This window comes from Sphingomonas sp. (genome assembly GCF_035998645.1).
In the GTDB taxonomy this organism is placed as follows: Bacteria; Pseudomonadota; Alphaproteobacteria; order Sphingomonadales; family Sphingomonadaceae; genus Sphingomonas.
Window position 1 is genome coordinate 671,536 of record NZ_DASYHL010000005.1, and the last position, 20,343, is coordinate 691,878.

Sequence of the window (20,343 nt, forward strand, 5' to 3'; positions counted from 1 at the left end):
CTGGCCCAGATGCAACAAAGCCCCGCCGGGCAATTGCCTGGCGGGGCTTTGAATGGCGCACCCGGAACGATTCGAACGTCCGACCCTCAGATTCGTAGTCTGATGCTCTATCCAGCTGAGCTACGGGTGCGCAGTGGAGGGGCGCTGATAGAAGCGGTTTTCGGGAAACGCAAGCCCGTTGCGCAGAGTTTCTTCGCGGCATACACCCGCCGCGATGCGACATCCCATTCTCCTCGCGCTCCCGCTGGCGCTGTGTGCGTGCAGCACCACCGGCGACGGCTACCCCTCGTTGCTGCCACGGCCGATCGAATCGCGTGATGAGGGAGAGGTGGAGCGCCCCGATCCGGTCGCCACGCCCGATGCAGCGCTTGATTCGCGCATCACCGAACAGGTCGCCGCGGCGGAAAAGATCGCGACTCGCTTCCGCTCGCTCGCGATGGAAACCGAATCGAAGGTCGCCGTGGCGCGCGGCGTGCCGCCCGGCAGCGACAGCTGGATCGCGGCACAGGTCGCGCTCGCCGACCTCAACCGCGCGCGCGGCGAGTTGGTCGAAATCGTCACCAGCCTCGAAGAAACCGCCGCCGAGCGCCTTCGCGCCGGCACCGCCCCCTACCCCGCACTCGATTCGGCGCTCGCCAGCCTGTCCCGCACCGCTGCCGAGCAGGCCGAAAAGGTCCGCGCGCTCGAGGATGCGCTGAGCAGCTGAATCATGTTGCTTGTCCTCCCCCTTGCGGGGGAGGATTGGAAGCCCCCTACGGCAGATCCTTGTTCAGGCTGCGCAGCACCGGCAGGATCGTGGCATAATCGTCGGTCCATGGCGTAAAGCCCGGCCGCCCTTCCACCGGCCGCCACCCCTGCGCCCGCGCCGTCAGCTGCTTCAGCTTCTCCGGCGACCGCGACAGCGCGATCCAGTCCGACGTCGCCGCCTCGTTCAATTCCTCGAGCAACGGCGGGTAATAGGTCAGCTGCGCCGCCGACCAGCCACCTAGCGCCGCCGCCCGCTCGACCACTGGCTCCAGCGCCAGGAACCGGTTGGAAATATGGACGAGCAGCAACCCGTCCTTCGCCAGCACACGATCATAGGCCGCAAACGCCTCCAGCGTCATCAGATGCATCGGCACCGCGTCAGACGAGAAGGCGTCGAGCACCAGCAGGTCGAGGCTCTGCGCCGGCTCCTCGACCAGCCGCACCCGCGCATCGCCCAGCACCACCTTCGCATCGGGCAAACACTGCTCAAGGAAGCGGAATGGCCCGCGCGCCAACTGAACCACCGCCGGGTCGATCTCGTAGAAGCGCCACGACTGGCCGGGCTTCGCATAACAAGCGAGCGTCCCGGTCCCAAGGCCAACCACACCGACCCGCGCATTGGGGCCGTATAGCGGAGGCAAGGCCTGCATCGCCTGCCCCACGCCCGATCCGGGAACATAATAGGTGGTCGGCAGCTTCAGCCGCTCGGGCGTCCCCTCCAGCTGCACCCCGTGCAGCGTCGTGCCATGCGCCAGCCGCTTTTGGTCGGCGAGATCGGTGATCGTATAGACCCCGAAATAGCTCCGCGTCCGCAAATCACCCTGCCAGCTCATCGCGATCGATCGGAACCCGCCGAACAGGAACAGCGATCCCGCCAGCACGATCATGAACGGCACCCGCATCCCCACGGTGAACAGCCCGATCGCGGCGAGCGTCAGATAGATGATTCCCGCCTGCCTCTGGCCAAGGATATCCGACCCCTGCGACACGCCGAACCACACGATCAGCGCGACGATCAGCGCAATGGCGAGGGTCCGCACCCGCCGCCCCTGCCCGGGCTCACCCCAGAGTCGCCGGAAAAACGGCAGCAGCCACTCCTGCGGCACCAACAGCCCGGCGGCGAGGATCAGGATCGGATATTCATAGGTCCAGTCGAAAACCAACGGTGCCACCAGCGCCGCGAACACCCCGCCCAGCGCACCACCCACCGACATGGCAAGGTAAAAGCCGGTCAGCCGGTCCGGCTCGGGACGCAAGTCGTACATATGCGTGTGCAGCGCCACCGCGACCATGAACAGCAGGGCGAGCGCCATCAGTGCATTCAGCTCGGGATTGGCATTATGCCCGGCGATCATCAGCCCGCCGAACAACAGGATCGTGATCGGCGCAAAGCGGGTCAGCGTCACCGCGACCGCCCGCCGCGTCGCAAACGCAATCGTGAAGCTCAGCAGATACAGCCCCAGCGGCAGCACCCACAGCATCGGCACCGCGACGATATCAGTCGTCAGGAAGCTCGACGTCGCCAGCATCAGGCCCGAAGGGACAAACGCAAGCGCGATCCAGTGTCCCACGCGTCGCTTCGACGGCGGGGCACTCATGGCATGGACATGCGGCTCATTCGCCGCCTTGCGCGGCAACAGCAGCGCGCACGCCGCGACCGCGATGAACACCAACGCATAGCCGCCGGTCCACAGCCAGCTTTGCGCGTGCAGCGCCATCCCCGGCTCGACCAGCAGCGGATAGGCGATCAACCCGCCAAAGCTGCCGACATTCGACGCCGCATAGAGCGCATAAGGATCGCGCCCGCCCGACGCCGACGCAAACCAGCGCTGCAGCAACGGCGCCTGCGCCGAAATCGCAAAGAACAACGGCCCGATCGACGCCGCGAGCAGCCATGGCACCCACACTGCCGGCTCGGCATCGGCAGGCATCTGCATCGCCATCAGCCCGATCGGCAGCCACAGGGCCGCGACGGCGAGCACGCCGAGATGGATCATCGCCTGCCGCCGCACCGGCACCCGGCCCAGCCAGTGCGCATAGGCATAGCCGCCCAGCAACAGCGCCTGATAGATCAGCATCGCGCTGTTCCACACCGCCGGCGCACCGCCCAACCGCGGCAGCGCCATCCGCGCGATCATCGGCTGGACGAGGAACAGCAGGAAGCTGCCGAGCAGGATCGTGATGACGAACAGCGGGCCGCTCGCGCCCTTCAGCCATCCGGGCGCACCCGGCTGTGGTTCGGCGACTGCTTCGGCGCTCATCGCCTCCCCTTCTCTCACGCTATACTGACGGGGCGATTGATGCGGTAGGTAACGATATGGCGCAAGGGGTCATCCGCCGCAAAGGCATGGTGATCGAAGTCGCCGCCCGCGACATAGGCCATGCCCAGCCGCTCCATCATCGCCCGGCTCGCGGCGTTGCGCGCTGCGGTGATCGCCACGATGTGCGGCACGTCGTGATTGGCCCAGCCCCAGTCGAGCACCGCACGCATCGCCTCCAGCGCATAGCCGCGCCGCCAATAGGCCTGGCCGAGCATCCACCCGGCCTCGACCTGCCCCGCGATCGGGTTGGGCGGATCGCCGCGCTTGAGCCCGCAAAAGCCCAGCACCGCGCCATCCTCCTTGCGAAGGACGCTCAGAAACCCCAGCCCATCGGCGCGATAGCCGTCATGCCGCACCAGCGTCGCCGCGCTCGCCGCCTCGTCCTTGACCGGTCCCAGATCGGCCATCACCACCGGGTCCGCCCACATCGCGTAGAGCGCCGGAGAGTCCGCCGCGACCGGCGGTCTCAGCAATAACCGTTCGGTTTCGATCATCCGCCCATCAGCCGCGCGGCATGAAGCGCGTGATAGCTCAGCACCCCGCTGCATCCCGCACGCTTGAACGCCATCAATGTTTCGAGAACAAGCGCGTCGCGGTCTCCGGCGCCCGCCGCCGCCGCCGCCTCGATCATCGCATACTCGCCGCTGACCTGATAAGCGAACACCGGCACCTCGAACCGCTCCTTCACCCGACGCACAATGTCGAGATAGGGCAGGCCGGGCTTCACCATCACGCTGTCCGCCCCCTCGTCGAGGTCGAGCGCGACTTCGCGCAATGCCTCTTCGGCATTGGCCGGGTCCATCTGGTAGGTCTTCTTGTCGCCCTTGAGCAGCCCGCGCGATCCCACCGCGTCGCGGAACGGGCCATAGAATGCCGAGGCATATTTAGCGGCATAGGCCATGATCTGGACGTTGACGAAGCCCTCATCCTCCAGCGCCGCGCGGATCAGGCCGACGCGCCCGTCCATCATGTCGCTCGGCGCGATCACATCCGCCCCCGCGCGCGCCTGATTGAGCGCTTGCCCGACCAGCACCTCCGCCGTTTCGTCATTGAGCACATAGCCCGCCGCATCGACCAGCCCGTCATGCCCATGCGCGGTATAGGGGTCGAGCGCGACATCGGTCAGCACGCCGATTTCCGGCACCGCATCCTTGATCGCCCGGATCGCCCGGCACATCAGATTATCGGGATTGAGCGCCTCACCGCCATCCTCGGTGCGCAGCGCCGGCGGCGTATTGGGAAACAGCGCCAGACACGGAATCCCCGCCGCCGCCGCCTCACGCGCCTTGGCCACGACCCCATCAACCGACCAGCGCGACACGCCGGGAAGTGAGGAGATCGGCTCTTCAACGCCGTCCCCCTCGGTCACGAACAGCGGCCAGATCAGGTCAGCCGGGGTCAGCAAGGTCTCGGCATGAAGCCGACGGCTCCATGCCGAACTACGGGTGCGACGAAGGCGAAGCGCGGGATAATGGGACATGCCCGGCTTTTGGGCCAAGTCCCGCGCGCTCGCAAGCGGTGCGGGAATAGCGGCGGACTCCACCCCCTCCCCCGTCGCCCCGGGCTTGACCCGGGGCTGGGCTGCCTTGAGACGGGGAAGAAGCCCTGCCCCGGCTCAAGGCCGGGGCGACGGTGGAGGCTGCTTACCCCAACCGTCCCAGCGCAGCCCCCAACCGCGCCGCTTCAGCCGACTTCTCGGCATGGTCCGCCCGCGCCTTTTCCACCGCCTCGGGCTTGGCCTTCTCGGCAAAGGCGGGGTTGGATAGGCGCGCATTCAGGCTGTCGCGTTCCTTCTCCGCCGCCGCGATCGCCTTGGTCAGACGCGCGCGTTCGGCGTCGAGGTCGATCACGCCTTCGAGCGGAAGGACATAGGTCGCCTCATCCACCACGATCTGCAGCGCACCGCCCGCCGGGGCCTCACCCGCGGCACGGTCGACGCGCGCCAGACGGGCGAGCGCCGCATTCTGGCGCGTCAGCCGCTCCAGCGTCTCGCCATGCGCATCGCGGACGTGCAGCGCCAGCCGCGCGCCCGGCGGCACGTTCAGCTCGGTCCGCGCCGCGCGCAACTCGCTCACCAACCGGATCAGCCAGTCGATCTCCTGCGCCGCCTCGGGATCGAGCGCGCGCGCATCCGCCATCGGCCACTTCGCGGTGATGATCGGATAAGCGGGCCGGTCGCCCATCTTCGACCACAGCTCTTCGGTGATGAAGGGCATGAACGGATGCAGCATCACCAGGATCTGGTCGAGGACCCAGCCCGCAACCTGCCGCGTCTCCTCGGCACCCTCAGCGCCTTCGGTTTGCAGCACCGGCTTGATCAGCTCCAGATACCAGTCGCAGAAGCGGCTCCAGGTGAACTGGTAGATCGTATTCGCCGCGCCATCGAAACGATGGTCGGCAAAGGCGATGTCCATCGCCTGCACCGTGGAAACTGTCTCCGCGACAATCCACTTGTTCACGGCAAGCGTGGCGCGAGGAGCGTCGACATGTTCGCTTGCGCGAATCCCGTTCGACTGGGCAAATCGCGCCGCATTCCACAGCTTGGTCGCAAAGTTGCGATACCCCTCGACCCGCTTTTCATCCATCTTCACGTCACGGCCCTGGCTCTCCATCGCCGCCATGAAGAAGCGCAGCGCATCCGCGCCATATTGATCGATCAGACCGAGTGGATCGACGACATTGCCCTTGGACTTGGACATCTTCGCGCCGTCGGCGGCGCGGACAAGTCCGTGCAGATACAGGGTCTTGAACGGCACTTCTTTCATGAAGTGCAACCCCTGCATCATCATCCGCGCATCCCAGAAGAACAGGATGTCGAACCCGGAAATCAGCACGTCATTGGGGTAGCGTCCGCCCAGCGTCGGGTCGCTGTCGTCGGGCCAGCCCAGCGTCGCGAACGGCCACAGCGCGGAGGAGAACCAGGTGTCGAGGACATCCTCGTCCTGCGTCAGGGCAACGCCCTCACCCGCCTGGGCCTGAGCTTCCGCTTCGCTTTCAGCGACATAGACGCTGCCATCCTCGGCGAACCAAGCCGGAATCCGATGCCCCCACCACAGCTGACGCGACACGCACCACGGCTGGATATTCTCCATCCAGTTGAAATACGTCTTTTCCCAGCTCTTCGGCACAACCTTGGTCGCGCCCGACCGCACCGCCTCGATCGCGGGCTTCGCCAGCGTCGCGGCGTCGACATACCATTGGTCGGTCAGCCACGGTTCGATCACCACGCCCGACCGGTCGCCGAACGGCGTCTGGATCTTGCGCGGCTCGGCATCGTGCTCGGTGCCGTCCTTGTCGGTCCAGGGAAGGAGGAAGCCCTCGTCCTTCAGCCGCGCCACGACCTTCTCACGCGCATCGAAGCGGTCGAGGCCGATCAGCTCGGCCGGGATCAACCCGTCCGAGGTCTGGCAAATCATCGCCTTGGCATCGAGCATGTTGAGCATGTCACGCGCCTCGATCCCGGCGCGGCGGCCGACCTCGAAGTCGTTGAAATCATGCCCCGGCGTGATCTTGACCGCGCCCGAACCCAGTTCAGGATCGGCATGTTCGTCGGCGACGATCGGGATCAGGCGACCGGTGATCGGCAGCCGCACCTGCTTGCCCACCAGCGCAGCATAGCGCTCATCGGTCGGATGCACCGCGACCGCCATATCCGCCAGCATCGTTTCCGGTCGCGTCGTCGCGACATGGATGAAGCCGCTGCCATCGGCGAGCGGATAGCGTAGGTGCCAGAACTTGCCGTTCACTTCGCGCGTCTCGACCTCAAGGTCGCTGATCGCGGTGCCAAGGCCCGGATCCCAGTTCACCAGACGCTTGTCGCGGTAGAGCAGCCCCTGCTTGTGCAGCTCGACAAAGACCTTGAGCACGGCCTTCGAAAAGCCCTCGTCCATCGTGAAGCGTTCGTCGGACCAGTCCATCGAACAGCCGAGGCGACGCAGCTGGCCGGTGATCGCGCCGCCGCTCTCCGCCTTCCACTCCCACACCTTCGCGATGAATTCCTCGCGGGTGAAGTCGGTGCGCTTCTGCTGGCGCGCGTTGAGCTGGCGTTCGACCACCATCTGAGTCGCGATGCCGGCATGGTCCATCCCGACCACCCAGCGCGCGTCCATGCCCTTCAGCCGCGCATGGCGGACGAGGATATCCTGCAGCGTATTGTCGAGCGCATGGCCGATATGCAGCGAACCCGTCACGTTCGGTGGCGGGTTGACGATGGTCCAGGGCTGCGCGCCCGGACGCTCGGGCCGGAACAGCCCGTTGCTTTCCCAATGCGCGTACCAGCGCTGCTCGATCTCGGCGGGGTCGAAGGTCTTTGGAAGTTCGCTCATGCCCCGCCCTCTAACGGGCGGGACGGCTTAGGCAAGACTCAGTCCCGCCCTGCAGCGATCCGCGAAATCTCACGCTGAACCATTTCCTCGACCATGCGCGGCAGATTGGCGTCGAGCCAGTCGCGCAGCATCGGGCGGATCATCTCGCGCACCATGCCTTCCAGCGAGGTTTCGCCGACCGGCGGCGCGGCCGGAGCTGCCTCAGGCTTCACCACCATGCGCGACAGCGCCTCGAGCGGGCCACGGGTCGCCTCGGCAGTGGTCTGCGACAGGATCGAATCGGCAGGAGCCGGCTGCGGCACGGCTTCCGGGGTCACATCGCGCAGATCGACTCGCGGTGTTTCGCGCTGGACCGGCTGCGGCGCGCGCCGCGGCTCGGGTCGCAGCGCCTCGCTCGGAGCAGGTTCGTTCAGCTCGAGAATCTCGTCGTCGTCGGAGGGAACCGCAGCAGTCGCAGCCGCACGCGCCGGACGACGCGGACGATTCGCGGCCGCTGCATCGCCCTCTTCGGCGATGATGCGTTTGATGGAAGAGAGAATATCCTCCATCGACGGCTCGTTGCTCACGTCCCCCATAGTCATTCCTTAACCAGGAATCGCAGACGCCGCCACCTGTGAGATTTACAGTGGTCCTGTCAACCGTTCAGCGTGGCTGCGGATCGACCGGGCCGACGACATTGGGGGTTTGCGCCGGCGTGTTGACCGTCCGCGTCGCTTCGGCTTCGGGTGCTGGATTGTCGCGCCAGTCGGACAGGCTGCCCCGCACGCGATCGTAATTCGCGACCGGATCATAGAGCGGCCCGCCGTCGAGCCCCAGATCCGATGCCTCCGCACGCCCCATCGCCGCCAGCACCGCAAAGCCAGCGACATAGGCGTCGCGCTCGGCCGTCACGAGCTGGACCTGGCTGTTGAGCAGTTCCTGTTCGGCGTTGAGGATGTCGAGGATGGTGCGCGTGCCGACGCTGTTCTCGGCGCGGACGCCCTCGAGGCTCAGCTGGTTCGCCTGCACCGCGACGCGGCTGCTCTCGATCACGCGCAGCGCCGACTGATAGACCGCATAGGCCGAACGCGCCTGCGCGATCACGCCGCGCTCGGTCGCAGTGACCTGCTCGATCGACGCCGATTCGCGCGCCTGCGCCTGGCGGACCTGCGCTGCAGGGCGACCGCCCTGGAACAGCGGCAGGCTCAGGCTGACGCCTGCCGAGGTCGCAAAGCCGTCATTCTGAAGGCCGGCGGTACGGCCGGGCCCGGGGACCGATCCGAAGCGGTTGTAATAATCGCCACCCACGCCGACGCTCACCGTCGGCAGGCGGCCGGCACGCGCGACGCGAACGTCATAGCCGCTCGCCTCACGCGCCTTGCGCGCACCTTCGAGCGCGGGGTTGTCGGCCAGCGCGACCTCGACCGCCTGATCCGGATTGGCAGGCAGGCCCGGCAGTGCCGGCGGCTGTGCGAGCACGCCCGGCGCGGTACCGACGATGCGGATATAATTCTCGCGGCTGGAGATCAGTCGCGCTTCGGCACCCTGCAGCTGGCTCTGGGCAAGCGCGAGCCGTGCTTCGGATTGGGCGACGTCGGTGCGGGTCAGGTCACCGACCTCAAACCGGTCGCGCGTCGCCTGAAGATTGACGTCGAGTGCGCGGACATTCTGCTGGTTGAGCCGCACCGTCGCCTCGTCGCGGATCACGTCCATGTAGACGGCGACGACATCGGTGAAGAGCGCGGATTCGACGCTGCGTAGCCCGGCGCGACCTGCTTCCACGCGGGTTTCGGCGGCACGCACCGAATTGCGGACCGAGCCGCCCGAGAAGACCGGGACGCTCAGATCAAGGCCGAGCGAGCCCTGACGCGGGACCGACGTCACACTCGAATCGGTGTTCGACAGGCTTTCGCTATAGGCGCCGGTCGACGACACGCCCGGCAGGCCGCGCGAGCGGGCGATCGGCACATTCTCATCCGTCGCGCGCAGATTGGCGCGCTCGGCGGTCAGGTCGGGGTTGGTGCGATACGCCTTGACCATCGCCTCGCGCAGCGTCTCGTTCGGCCGGGCGACTGGCGCCTGCCCCGCCGGCGGCGTGGTTTGCGCCAGCGCGGGAAGCGTCAGGCCGACAGCGCTCACGCCGGCAAGGATCAGGCTCAATCGCATCACGTTCGCTTTCCTCAGAACTGGAACCCGCGCGGCTTTGCGAAGCCGGGCAAGGGGGCACATTCACTATCGACGATGCTGGCGAGGCCGACGCCCGATCCGGTGCGCACGCCGGATGCGATGCGGGTGACGCCACGATCGATCAGGCCGGTGACGACGCGGCCGCCATCACGCAGCTGGGCCGCGAGCGCGTCCGGGATTTCCTCGACAGCACCATCGATCAGCAACACGTCATACGGCGCACCATCAGGAGCACCGGCGGGCAGCGGCCCCTCGACCAGCGTCACGCCATTGCGAAGGGCAGTGCGGGCGAGCGCGGCAAGCTCGGTATCCTGCTCGACCATCGTCACGCTGGCGCCGAGCTGCGCCGCGATCGCGGCGGCATAACCGCCCGCTGCGCCGATCATCAGGATCTTCTCCCCCGCCTCGATCCGCGCTTCGGTCAGCAGCAGGCCGGTGGCGAGTGGCGGGTTCTGCATCCGACCATTGCCCAGCGGCAGCGAGCGGTCACGATAGGCGAAGGTCCGCTGCGATTCGGGCAGGAAATCCTCGCGTGCCACCCCGGCCATCGCCGCGACGACACGGGAATCGCTGACGCCGCTGGTACGCAGCTGGCTCGCCACCATCGCAGCGCGGGCGGCCTGATGGCCCAAGGGTTCGGTGGTCGTCGTCATCATCGCTCCAGCCCTGTTCGCACAACTGTTATAGTCATGCAATACACTTGTTCGCTCGCGCGCTTGTATCGCGTGCCGCGCTCCACGCCAAGCAAGGTCAGGCGCAAAATTCGCAACAGCGGTTGACATGACGCCCGCCCCCGCGCACATCGCGCCCTCGCTGTCGAGGCCCGATGGCGGAGTGGTTACGCAGAGGACTGCAAATCCTTGCACGCCGGTTCGATTCCGGCTCGGGCCTCCAGCCTTTCTTCAGGCAAGTTCTTTGAGCGGCACGCTCGCATCGGCGAGCGCTGCCGGGTCGGGCGACAGCCGCTCGACCACCAGCTTGCGCCCCTGCACGAAATCCTTGGTCGCGTTGACGCAATCGAGCGCGATTACCCGGCCCTCTTTCAGATAGACGACCGAAAAGCTGCGATTGGCCGGATCGCCACGCAGGATCGCCGCGTCGTGACCGGTCGACAGCCCGACGGTCTGGAGCTTGAGGTCATATTGGTTCGACCAGAACCACGGGACCGCGTCATAGGCCAGTTCCTGCCCCATGATCGTCTTTGCGACCAACGTCGCCTGATCATTGGCGTTCTGCACCGATTCGAGCCGGATCGGCATGTCGTCGGCGAAGTGGTTGGCATGCAGCGCACAGTCGCCGATCGCGAACACATCGGGCAGCGACGTGCGGCACTGATGGTCGACCGCGACGCCATTGCCGCCCTCCGCGCCCGCCGCGATCAGCGGCTCGACGGCGGGCACGATGCCAATGCCGACGATCACCATCTGCGCCGGGATCACCGTGCCGTCCTGCATCCGCACGCCGCTCACCCGGTCATCACCCTCGATACAGTCGACCGCCGCCCCCAGCCGCACATCGACGCCATGCGCGCGATGCTCTGCCTCGTAGAAGCGCGACAGCGGTTCACCCGCGACGCGCGCCAGCACGCGGTCGAGCGCCTCGAGCAGCACCACCTTCTTCCCGAACTTGGCGAGCACCGCCGCCGCCTCCAGCCCGATATAGCCGCCGCCGATCACCACCGCCTGTTCGACGCCGTCCAGCTCGGCGAGCATCCGGTCGGCATCGGCGCGGGTGCGGACGGTGTGGACGCCGATCAGGTCATTGCCCGCGCAACCGATCCGCCGCGGGCTGCCCCCGGTAGCCCAGATCAGCTGACCATAGCCGATCGTCGCGCCATCGGCGGTGGTCACGCTGTGCGCGACCGGATCGACCGCAACCACGCGCCGGTTCAGCAGCATCTCGACCTTGCGTTCGGCCCAGAAGGCGGCGGGGCGGATCAGGATGCGCTCGAACGCCTTCTCCCCCGAAAAATACTCCTTCGACAGCGGCGGGCGTTCATAGGGCAGCTCGGGCTCGTCGCCGATGATCGCGATCGTCCCCTCGAACTTGGCCTGGCGCAGCGCGATCGCCGCCTGTGCCCCGCCATGCCCTGCGCCCACGATCACGATATCGAACTGCATAAGTCGCTCCCGTATTTTGGGCTCGGCTAGCAGCGAGCGCAGCGATGGCCAACACAAAGCGGCTGTGGCGAGAAAAAGCCGCGCTTGACGACAACTGCGCCGCGTTAGGCCATCGCCATCAGGCTCGCATTGCCGCCCGCCGCGGTGGTGTTGATCGAGGTCGAGACTTCCTCAACCAGCCAGTCCAATCGCGGCGTCCCGGCTTGCGCCAGCACGATCGGGCCGGGCAGGTCGGCGATGTCGGCCAACGCGGCCAGCCGGGCCGTCGCATCACCCTCGATCAGCGCCCCGCTATAGGGTCCCGCCGAGCGCCAGTCCGCCACCCAGTCGATCAGCTGCAGGACACGCTCAGGCGCACCGTTCAGCTCCGCGCGCAGCGCCGCGTTGCTAATCACCGCACGGTTGCCCGTCGCCAGCACCGCGCACAGCTGAGCGATCAGCCCCTCACGCGTCTGTGCCAGCAGCAGCACCCGCCCGCGCGGGTGGATGGTGTAGAGGTTGGTTTCGCCCACCGGGCCGGGCAGTTCGAGCTGCGCTCCGAGCAGCGACGCCTCGCCCGCATCGCGCGCGGAATCGCCGCCCTCACCGAGCCACAGTGCAAAATCGCGCAGCGCCGGATCAGATGCTGCCGAGGCGAGGTCCGCCGGCACCGTCGCCGCCTTGACCAGCCGCCCGAGATAGAGCGGCCCGCCCGCCTTGGGCCCGGTGCCCGACAGACCGCGCCCGCCGAACGGCTGCACGCCCACGACTGCGCCGATAATGTTGCGGTTGATGTAGAGATTGCCCGCCTCGACCCGCTGCGTGACGTGTTCGACCGTCTCGTCCAGTCGCGTGTGCAGGCCGAACGTAAGGCCATAGCCGGTGGCGTTGATCGCATCGATCACGCGGTCAAGGTCGCGCCGCTGATAGCGCATCACGTGCAGCACCGGGCCGAACACCTCGCGCTGCAGATCGGCGAGCGCATCGATTTCGATGATCGTCGGGGGCACGAACGTCCCCTGCCCCGTCTCACCCGCCAGTTCGATCTGTTCAACGCGGCGACCCAACCGGCGCATCTTCTCGATATGGCTGTTGATGTTGATCTGCGCCTCAACGCTGATCACCGGGCCGATATCGGTCGACAGCCGGTCGGTGCGGCCAATCGTCAGCTCATGCAGCGCGCCGCGCAGCATCGTCAGGATGCGGTCGGCCACATCCTCCTGCAGGCACAGCACGCGCAGCGCCGAACAGCGCTGACCCGCGCTGTCGAACGCCGACGCGATGACGTCGGCGACGACCTGTTCGGCCAGCGCCGAGCTGTCGACGATCATCGCATTCTGCCCGCCGGTTTCGGCGATGAACGGGATCGGCGTGCCGTCGTTGGCAAGGCGTTTGGCAAGCTGCCGCTGGATGATCCGCGCGACCTCGGTCGAACCGGTGAACATCACCCCCTGCGTGCCCGCCGCGCCAACCAGCGCCGCGCCGATCTGACCATCGCCGGGAACCAGCTGCACCACATCAGCCGGAACCCCCGCCGCATGGAGCAATGCAATACCCTGCGCGGCAATCAGCGGGGTTTCCTCCGCAGGTTTCGCGAGCACCGGGTTGCCCGTCACCAGCGCCGCCGCAACCTGACCGATGAAGATCGCCAGCGGGAAGTTCCACGGGCTGATGCACGTCACCGGCCCCAGCGGCACGTGCGCGGCACCCAGCGTCGCGCGCGCCTGCTGCGCATAATAGCGCAGGAAATCCACGGCCTCACGCACCTCGGCAATCGCATTGGGCGCAGACTTGCCCGCCTCACGCATGATCAGCCCCACCAGCAACTGCATCCGCGAGTCCATCAGGTCCGCCGCACGATCGAGGCAGGCGGCGCGCTCGGCGACCGGCACGGCGGCCCAACTTGCGACGGCGGCAACAGCGGTTTCGACCGCGCGGGCAGCGGCGGCTTCATCCATTTCGACCACCGTCCCGACGATATCGAGCGCGTCAGCCGGGTTCGCCACCGGGCGAGACTTGCCCTCACCGCTGGCAGGCTGGGCGAGCCAGCCAATCTCCGCGCTCTCCCGCAACGCATCGCCGAGCGCGGCCAGCGCAGTCTCGTCCGACAGGTCGATCCCCGCCGAATTGACCCGCGCGCCATACAGATCACGGGGCAGCGCGATGATCGGGTGCTTGCTCCCCGGCACATCCATCGCGGTCACCACCTCGACCGGGTCGGTCACCAGCTCAGCGATCGACACTTCGGGATTGGCGATGCGGTTGACGAAGCTCGAATTCGCGCCGTTCTCGAGCAGGCGGCGGACGAGATAGGCCAGCAACGTCTCGTGCGTCCCCACCGGCGCATAGATACGGCACGGCCGGTTCAGCTTATCGCTACCTACCACCTCGTCATACAGCGGCTCGCCCATGCCATGCAGGCACTGGAACTCGTAATCGCCAATCGCAAAGTCCGGCCCCGCGAGCTGATAGATCGTCGCCAGCGACTGCGCATTATGCGTCGCGAATTGCGGGAAAACGTGGTGCTTGGCTGCCAGCAGCTTCCGCGCACAGGCGATATACGCGACATCGGTATGCACCTTGCGCGTGTAGACCGGGAAATCGGCCAGACCATCGACCTGCGCGCGCTTGATCTCCGCATCCCAGTACGCGCCCTTGACGAGCCGCACCATGATCCGCCGCCCCGCACGCTGGGCCAGGTCGATGATCCAGTCGATCACAAACGGGCAGCGCTTGCCATAAGCCTGCACGACGAAGCCAAGGCCGTCCCAGCCGGCCAGATCGGGGTCGAGCGCGAGGCTTTCGAGCAGGTCGAGCGACAGCTCCAGCCGGTCGGCCTCTTCGGCATCGATATTGAACCCGATGTCATGCGACTTCGCCAACACCGCCAGCGCCTTCACCCGCGGCAGCAACTCCGCCATCACCCGCCCGGCCTGCGCACGGGCATAGCGGGGGTGCAGCGCCGACAGCTTGATCGAGATGCCCGGCCCGCCGACCACGCCACGTCCCGCCGACGCTGCGCCGATCGCGTTCACCGCAGTCTCGTAATCGCGAAAATAGCGGTCGGCATCGGCCATCGTCGTCGCCGCTTCGCCCAGCATGTCATAGCTGTACTGGAACCCGCGCGCCTCCAGCGGGCGGGCGCGCTTCAGCGCCTCGGCGATCGTCTCGCCGGTCACGAACTGCTCGCCCATCATCCGCATCGCCATGTCGACGCCGCGCCGGATCACCGGCTCGCCCGCGCGCGCGATCAGGCGGGTCAGTGCAGCGGCCAGCCCCGCATCATTGACGCTACCAGTCAGCTTGCCGGTAACCACCAGCCCCCAGGTCGCGGCATTGACGAACAGCGAGCGGCCATCGCCAATGTGCGACTTCCAGTCCCCGTCCGAAATCTTGTCGCGGATCAGCGCGTTGCGCGTCGCCGCATCGGGGATGCGCAGCAACGCCTCGGCCAGGCACATCAGCGCCACGCCCTCCTGACTCGACAGCGCATATTCCTGCACCAGCCCCTCGACCCCGGTGCCCTTATGCTTGGCGCGCAGCGCGGTGATCAGCCCGGTCGCGGTCGCCCGCGCCGCCGCGCGCACATCGCTCGGCACCGTCGCCGCTTCGATCAGCGAAGCAAGGCATTCGGGCTCCGGGCGGCGATAGGCGGCGGTGATCGCGGCGCGCAGTGGGGTGGCAGGGCGAACGGGCGGGGCGAAGTCGGCGAATGGCTGGGTCATCCCGCCATCCTACCAAATACCGGCGCGGCAGATGGACTTTTGAGACGCGCCATGCTTTGCGCTTTGCCTTCATTTTGACGGATTGGCAGACGAAATGCGCGCCCACACCCTCGAACACAGCGATCTCGACCCGTTTGACCGCAAGATCGTCGAAATCCTCCGCGTCGATGGCCGCATCTCGATCACCGATCTCGCCGCCCGCGTCGGCCTCTCGAAAACGCCCTGCCAGGTACGGGTCAAACGCCTGCTCGCCAGCGGCGTCATCCGCGGCTTCCGCGCGATCGTGGACCCCGCCCGCCTCGGCCTCGACCATATCGCCTTCACCGAGGTCAAGCTGTCCGACACGCGCGAGGATGCGCTGGAGGCGTTCCGCCAGGCCGTCCTCAAAATCCCGGAGGTCGAGGAATGCCACATGATCGCCAGCAGCTTCGACTATCTGCTCAAGGTCCGCACCGCCGACATCCGCCGCTATCGCGAAGTGCTGGGCGAGCGCATCTCCAGCCTCCCCCATGTCGCGAGCACATCCACCTTTGTCGCGATGGAGACCATCCGGGACGCCGGGGGATAGCCCCGGTCAGGCGGCGATCGGGCCGGCACTCACGCGCGCCGCGCCGTGTGCCGCCATCGCGCGCAGGTCCAGTACCGGACACGCGGCCCCACCGGTAACGATGGTGTTCCGCAGCAGGTCAAGTTCTTCGCCCGGCGGCTTGGCGCTCAGCGACTGCATCGGCAGGCGCTCGACCGAATCGAGCCGATCGACCAGGATCGCCGCCATGGCCCCGTGCTGCATGGTCAGGATCGCGAAGCCGCCCTCGCCCGCTCCGATCAGGCCTAGCCGGTCGCGGATGTCGAGCAGCGGAACAGCGCCACCACGGTGCGCGATCAGGCCAAGAATGCCGTCACCCGCATCCTCCGTCCGCACCAGCCGGTCGGGAGTACGGATAATCTCCTCGACCTGTTCGAGCGGCGCGGCAAACACCCGGTCCGACAGCACGAACTTCAGATACGGCTTGCGCGGGCCGCCCTCGCCGATCGTCCCGGCGGTATCGTGCGTCGTTTCGAGCTTGCCGACCTCGATCAGTCGGGGGTCAGCCTGCAGCGCCGCCGCGTCGAGGATCAGGCTCTCGCCATCGCCCTTGTAGAGCCCCCGAAAGAGCTCGCGGTTCATCCCGGTCATCGCCCCCATCGGGCCGACCGCCGCATCGTCGAGCCGGACCATATCCTCAACCGCGTCGATGCGCAGCGCGACCGCCCCGCCGGTGTCGAGCCTCAGGATGATCGATCCCGCCCGGGCATCGCGCGGATAGGCGCCAACGCCCAACAGGCCCAGCGTATCGAGCAACGGCACGCGCTTGCCGACATGGCGGACGAAACCGTACCATAGCGAGGCAGCGAGCGGTCCGGGCTGGACTGCGCTGTCGGGGACCGTCGCGACCACGGCGCGGGCGTCGATGCCCAGCTTCATTCCGCCCGCACGGAACAGGATCGCGGGGTGGCCACGCGTCACCGTCGCCCGTGTCTCGCCGCGATCGGCGGCCACAGGGATCGATTGGCGTTGCGCCAGTGCGGCAGGGTCGAGGATCACACCCTGCCGATCACCATAAGTGAAGCCCGCGACGATGGTCTCCAGTTCGCTGCCGTCAGTACTGGACCTGCCGAACGGCGTGATCTGCGAAGCCTCGATCGACCACACGCCATGGACCCGCTCGACAGTAATCCCGGCAATCCCGCTCCCCATTCGGAGAACAAGCACATGCCCGGCCGGTCGCGCCTCCGCCAACCCCAGCGTCTGTGCGGCGTCGAGCACCGGAACGATTGCGCCGCGCAACTGCATCGCGCCGATCACATCTGCGCACGGCGATGGGAAGGGCAGCAGCACCAGCGGTCGCGGCGTGACCTCGCGCACGAAATCGAGCGGAATGGCGTGAAGCAAACCGCCGATCTCAACGATGCCATGCGGCCCCGCGACCACCCCTGCAGGGCGTGACCGCGCGCGGCCGCTGCCGGTCTGGCGCCCGGACACGGGCCGGCCCCATCGCGCCGCCATCGTCAGGCCGCGCGGCTGGTCGCGTTGGACAATTCGCGGATCAGATCGACCACCCGCTGCGACGCTACGCTTTGCGACGTCGTCAGGCTGGCGATCCCGTCGATCGACTCCCCGGTCTGGATCACGGATTCGACGATCTGGGAGAAGGCATCGTTCGCGTTGCGCGACGATTCCGACCCGGCGGCGATGCGCTGCTGGCTCTCGTCGATCAGGCGACTGATGTCGCGCGCCGCGACCGCGCTGCGCTCGGCGAGCTTGCGCACTTCGCCAGCCACGATCGAGAAGCCGATCCCGTTTTCGCCAGCCCGCGCCGCCTCGATCTCGGCGTTGAATGCCAGCAAATTGGTCTGGCCGGCCAGTTCGCCGATCGTCGCGACGATCTCCGAAATGCCCGACGCCGACTTCTGGATCAGCTGGATCGCCTCGAGCGCATTGGTCAGCGATCCGCTGCCCACCTGCGCACCGCCGCGCGTCCGCTCGGCGAGGCGGGTTGCGGTCTGGGTCGCATCGGCAATCGATCGGATCGATGTCGCGAGCGCCTCGACCTCCGCGCTCATCGCCGACGAACAGCCCTTGATCCGCTGCTCCAGTTCGACTCGCTCGGTAATGTCGGTCGCGTATTTGATTACGCGTACCGGGCATCCGCGACCGTCGAACACGGGATTATAGGTCGCAAAGATCCAGATATCGCGATCATATTTGCCGACGCGATGGAACCGCCCGGCCTGCACCTCGCCGCGATTGAGGCTGAGCCAGAAATCGCGATAGTCCACACTGCGGATATGATCGGCCGAACAGAGCGTCGAATGATGCTGGCCGATGATCTCGCGTCCCGAATATCCGGTGACGCGCAGGAAGTTTTCGTTGGCGCGCAGAATGTTGCCGTCCAGATCGAACTCCACCACAGCCTGCGATCGATCCATCGCATCCACCTTGGCCTGAAACTCCATCGCGGCCAGCTTCTGCTGGGTGACGTCGAGCGCGAACTTCACGACCTTGATCGGCTTGCCGTCGAGCCCAAAAATCGGGTTATAAGTCGCCTGAATCCAGATATCGGTACCGCCCTTGGTGAGGCGTTTGTACTGGCCCGCGTCATATTCGCCGCGCCCAAGCTTGCCCCAGAATGCGCCATAGGCGTCCGACTGTGCGGTTTCCGGATCACAGAAGATCCGGTGGTGGCGATCCTTGATCTCGTCCAGCGTATAGCCGGTCAGCTTCAGGAAATTGTCGTTGGCATTGAGGATCGTGCCGTCCATCGCGAACTCGATCACGCCCTGGGCACGATCGATCGCGCGCGCGCGCCCTTCGAACTCGGCGTCGCGGCGCTTCTGCTCGGTGATGTCCTCGGCGAACTTGACCACCTTGCGCGGCCTGCCATCGAGGTCGAGAATCGGGTTGTAGGTCGCCCGGATCCACACCTCGCGCTCACCGCGGCCAAGCCGCTTGAACGTGTCGGTGACATAGTCCCCGGCGCGCAGCCGGGTCCACAAATCGGAGTATTCCGGCGAGGCGACATAGGCCGGCTCACAGAACATCTGGTGCGACTGGCCGACGATGTCCTCGCGCGTATATCCCATGACGCGCAGGAAATTGTCGTTGGCGTCAAGCACCTTGCCGGACATATCGAACTCGATCACTGCCGACGCGCGGTCGATCGCGGCGGACCGACCCGAGAATTCGAGCGTGTCGAGCCGCTGGCTGGTCACATCCATCGCGACCTTGATGATGCGTTCCGGCTCGCCATCCAGACCGAGGATCGGGTTGTAGCTGGCCTGAATCCACACATCGCCGCCGCCCTTGCGCAACCGACGATATTCGCCTTGGTCGAATTCACCGCGTCCCAGCTTCTTCCAGAACTGGCGATAGGCGGGGCTGGTGGCGAACTCCTTGTCACAGAACATGCTGTGATTCTGCCCGACCACCTCGTCGCGCGTGTACCCCATGAGGGTCAGGAAATTGTCGTTGGCCGAAATGACCTTGCCCATCAGGTCGAACTCGATCAGCGCGAATCCGCGATCGATCGCATGGACCTTGCCGCGATCATTGAGCTTCTCGCGCTCGTTCGCGGTCACGTCGAGCGCATAGCTGAGCACCGAGATCGGCGCGCCATCGTCGCCAAGCGTGGGCACGAACACCTCACGCAGCCACACCGAACTTCCGTCTTCGCGGCAATGGCGGCGCAGGACTTCGCGATGCTGCCCCTGCACGATCGACGGCCAGAATGCCGGGTCGCGGTCCTCTGCGTTCCAGAATGCATCGAACGGCTTGCCGACCAGCGCGTCGCGCGACCGCGCAACCAGCCCGAAGAAGCGATCATTGCCATCGCGAAGCTGGCCATCCGGCGTGTACTGGCTGATCGCCAGCGCGTGGTTCAGCGCCGCGAAGCGATGCTGGAGCAAGGATTCGGCGGGATGCTCGGTTATCATCGATCCGGTGACGCTGAACCCGGTCGCTGGTTCAGGAAGGGCTGACAGCATCCCGGCGATTCGCAGCGGCGTGCCGTCTGCGCCGGTCACCGTGGATGAGACAAAGGCCATTGCGCGCGCGCCGCTTGCGACCGCCTCCCACGCCGCCGCGCCAGCGGCACCGAACAGCTGATCGAAGCGGACCCCATCGTCCCCCATCATCAGGCCGATCCCGGCGTCCTGCGCGTCGCAGAGCACCCCCGCCGCGTCGAAGGTCAGAACCAGTTGCGTCTCGGTCGAGGTCCCGACGTCGCCAGCCTCGGGAAACTGAAACGGCATATTCAAGGCTTTTTCCCTCTCGTTTCCTCCCCTTGTAGGCAGCGAGAGGCCGGAGAGGTCGTTGGGCGGCGGGAAAATCTGGGCCGCACCGGCGCATGATTGACCGGGTGCGGCATGGCTACCGTCAAGTCCACACGCGCCAGAAGCTGTACGATCGCAGTACTTTACC

General features: G+C 66.6%; 13 protein-coding genes and 2 tRNA genes. 3 read left to right on the forward strand and 12 right to left on the reverse strand.

Features of this window, described 5'->3' with window-relative positions; genetic code table 11:
- Positions 1-53: 53 nt before the first annotated feature.
- Positions 54-130 (reverse strand) — tRNA-Arg (locus VGN66_RS16900).
- Between the two features lie 84 nt (positions 131-214).
- On the opposite strand from VGN66_RS16900, the gene VGN66_RS16905 reads away from it, so the two are divergent.
- Positions 215-706 (forward strand): hypothetical protein, encoded by a 492-nt coding sequence (locus VGN66_RS16905; protein ID WP_327519955.1) that lies wholly within the window; start codon positions 215-217, stop codon positions 704-706.
- Between the two features lie 46 nt (positions 707-752).
- Here the strand turns inward: VGN66_RS16905 and VGN66_RS16910 are convergent, their stop codons facing one another.
- The 7 genes from VGN66_RS16910 to VGN66_RS16940 form a co-directional block, all read right to left on the reverse strand.
- A complete protein-coding gene (locus tag VGN66_RS16910) occupies positions 753-3,008 on the reverse strand; it encodes a fused MFS/spermidine synthase (protein ID WP_327519956.1) in 2,256 nt (751 codons plus the stop codon).
- Positions 3,009-3,022: 14 nt separating this feature from the next.
- Positions 3,023-3,562: a GNAT family N-acetyltransferase gene (locus VGN66_RS16915; protein WP_327519957.1), complete on the reverse strand. Its 540-nt coding sequence runs from the start codon at positions 3,560-3,562 to the stop codon at positions 3,023-3,025.
- The gene (hemB, locus tag VGN66_RS16920) at positions 3,559-4,548 is read right to left on the reverse strand and encodes a porphobilinogen synthase (RefSeq protein ID WP_327519958.1); all 990 of its coding nucleotides are present in this window, start codon (positions 4,546-4,548) and stop codon (positions 3,559-3,561) included. The genes VGN66_RS16915 and hemB overlap by 4 nt, the downstream gene beginning before the upstream one ends.
- 163 nt (positions 4,549-4,711) lie before the next feature.
- A complete protein-coding gene (locus VGN66_RS16925) occupies positions 4,712-7,393 on the reverse strand; it encodes a valine--tRNA ligase (protein WP_327519959.1) in 2,682 nt (893 codons plus the stop codon).
- Positions 7,394-7,431: 38 nt separating this feature from the next.
- On the reverse strand, positions 7,432-7,968 hold the full coding sequence (locus VGN66_RS16930) for a DUF2497 domain-containing protein (RefSeq protein WP_327519960.1): 537 nt from the start codon (positions 7,966-7,968) through the stop codon (positions 7,432-7,434).
- A 67-nt stretch (positions 7,969-8,035) separates the two neighbouring features.
- The gene (locus tag VGN66_RS16935) at positions 8,036-9,538 is read right to left on the reverse strand and encodes a TolC family outer membrane protein (RefSeq protein WP_327520292.1); all 1,503 of its coding nucleotides are present in this window, start codon (positions 9,536-9,538) and stop codon (positions 8,036-8,038) included.
- A gap of 14 nt (positions 9,539-9,552) precedes the next feature.
- On the reverse strand, positions 9,553-10,215 hold the full coding sequence (locus tag VGN66_RS16940; protein ID WP_327519961.1) for a protein-L-isoaspartate O-methyltransferase: 663 nt from the start codon (positions 10,213-10,215) through the stop codon (positions 9,553-9,555).
- Positions 10,216-10,379: 164 nt separating this feature from the next.
- Between VGN66_RS16940 and VGN66_RS16945 the strand changes: the two genes are divergently transcribed.
- Positions 10,380-10,453, forward strand: a tRNA-Cys gene (locus VGN66_RS16945).
- An 8-nt stretch (positions 10,454-10,461) separates the two neighbouring features.
- On the opposite strand, the gene VGN66_RS16950 is transcribed toward VGN66_RS16945, so the two are convergent.
- Positions 10,462-11,679: an NAD(P)/FAD-dependent oxidoreductase gene (locus VGN66_RS16950; protein WP_327519962.1), complete on the reverse strand. Its 1,218-nt coding sequence runs from the start codon at positions 11,677-11,679 to the stop codon at positions 10,462-10,464.
- 104 nt (positions 11,680-11,783) lie between these two features.
- Positions 11,784-15,383 (reverse strand): trifunctional transcriptional regulator/proline dehydrogenase/L-glutamate gamma-semialdehyde dehydrogenase, encoded by a 3,600-nt coding sequence (gene putA, locus VGN66_RS16955; protein WP_327519963.1) that lies wholly within the window; start codon positions 15,381-15,383, stop codon positions 11,784-11,786.
- A gap of 94 nt (positions 15,384-15,477) precedes the next feature.
- Between putA and VGN66_RS16960 the strand changes: the two genes are divergently transcribed.
- Positions 15,478-15,951: an Lrp/AsnC family transcriptional regulator gene (locus tag VGN66_RS16960; RefSeq protein ID WP_224920283.1), complete on the forward strand. Its 474-nt coding sequence runs from the start codon at positions 15,478-15,480 to the stop codon at positions 15,949-15,951.
- Positions 15,952-15,957: 6 nt separating this feature from the next.
- Here the strand turns inward: VGN66_RS16960 and VGN66_RS16965 are convergent, their stop codons facing one another.
- Both VGN66_RS16965 and VGN66_RS16970 read right to left on the reverse strand, forming a co-directional pair.
- Complete coding sequence (locus VGN66_RS16965; protein WP_327519964.1) at positions 15,958-17,406, reverse strand: chemotaxis protein CheW; 1,449 nt, start codon at positions 17,404-17,406, stop codon at positions 15,958-15,960.
- Positions 17,407-17,432: 26 nt separating this feature from the next.
- On the reverse strand, positions 17,433-20,174 hold the full coding sequence (locus VGN66_RS16970) for a PAS domain-containing methyl-accepting chemotaxis protein (protein ID WP_327519965.1): 2,742 nt from the start codon (positions 20,172-20,174) through the stop codon (positions 17,433-17,435).
- Between the last annotated feature and the right edge of the window lie 169 nt (positions 20,175-20,343).

Bases quoted from the DNA above. Each gene is read 5' to 3' on its own strand.
- VGN66_RS16940 (WP_327519961.1), bottom strand. From the start codon at position 10,215: ATGATGACGACGACCACCGAACCCTTGGGCCATCAGGCCGCCCGCGCT.
- VGN66_RS16915 (WP_327519957.1), bottom strand. From the start codon at position 3,562: ATGATCGAAACCGAACGGTTATTGCTGAGACCGCCGGTCGCGGCGGAC.
- putA (WP_327519963.1), bottom strand. From the start codon at position 15,383: ATGACCCAGCCATTCGCCGACTTCGCCCCGCCCGTTCGCCCTGCCACC.
- VGN66_RS16970 (WP_327519965.1), bottom strand. From the start codon at position 20,174: ATGCCGTTTCAGTTTCCCGAGGCTGGCGACGTCGGGACCTCGACCGAG.
- hemB (WP_327519958.1), bottom strand. From the start codon at position 4,548: ATGTCCCATTATCCCGCGCTTCGCCTTCGTCGCACCCGTAGTTCGGCA.
- VGN66_RS16910 (WP_327519956.1), bottom strand. From the start codon at position 3,008: ATGAGCGCCGAAGCAGTCGCCGAACCACAGCCGGGTGCGCCCGGATGG.
- VGN66_RS16905 (WP_327519955.1), top strand. From the start codon at position 215: ATGCGACATCCCATTCTCCTCGCGCTCCCGCTGGCGCTGTGTGCGTGC.
- VGN66_RS16935 (WP_327520292.1), bottom strand. From the start codon at position 9,538: ATGCGATTGAGCCTGATCCTTGCCGGCGTGAGCGCTGTCGGCCTGACG.
- VGN66_RS16925 (WP_327519959.1), bottom strand. From the start codon at position 7,393: ATGAGCGAACTTCCAAAGACCTTCGACCCCGCCGAGATCGAGCAGCGC.
- VGN66_RS16950 (WP_327519962.1), bottom strand. From the start codon at position 11,679: ATGCAGTTCGATATCGTGATCGTGGGCGCAGGGCATGGCGGGGCACAG.
- VGN66_RS16930 (WP_327519960.1), bottom strand. From the start codon at position 7,968: ATGGGGGACGTGAGCAACGAGCCGTCGATGGAGGATATTCTCTCTTCC.
- VGN66_RS16960 (WP_224920283.1), top strand. From the start codon at position 15,478: ATGCGCGCCCACACCCTCGAACACAGCGATCTCGACCCGTTTGACCGC.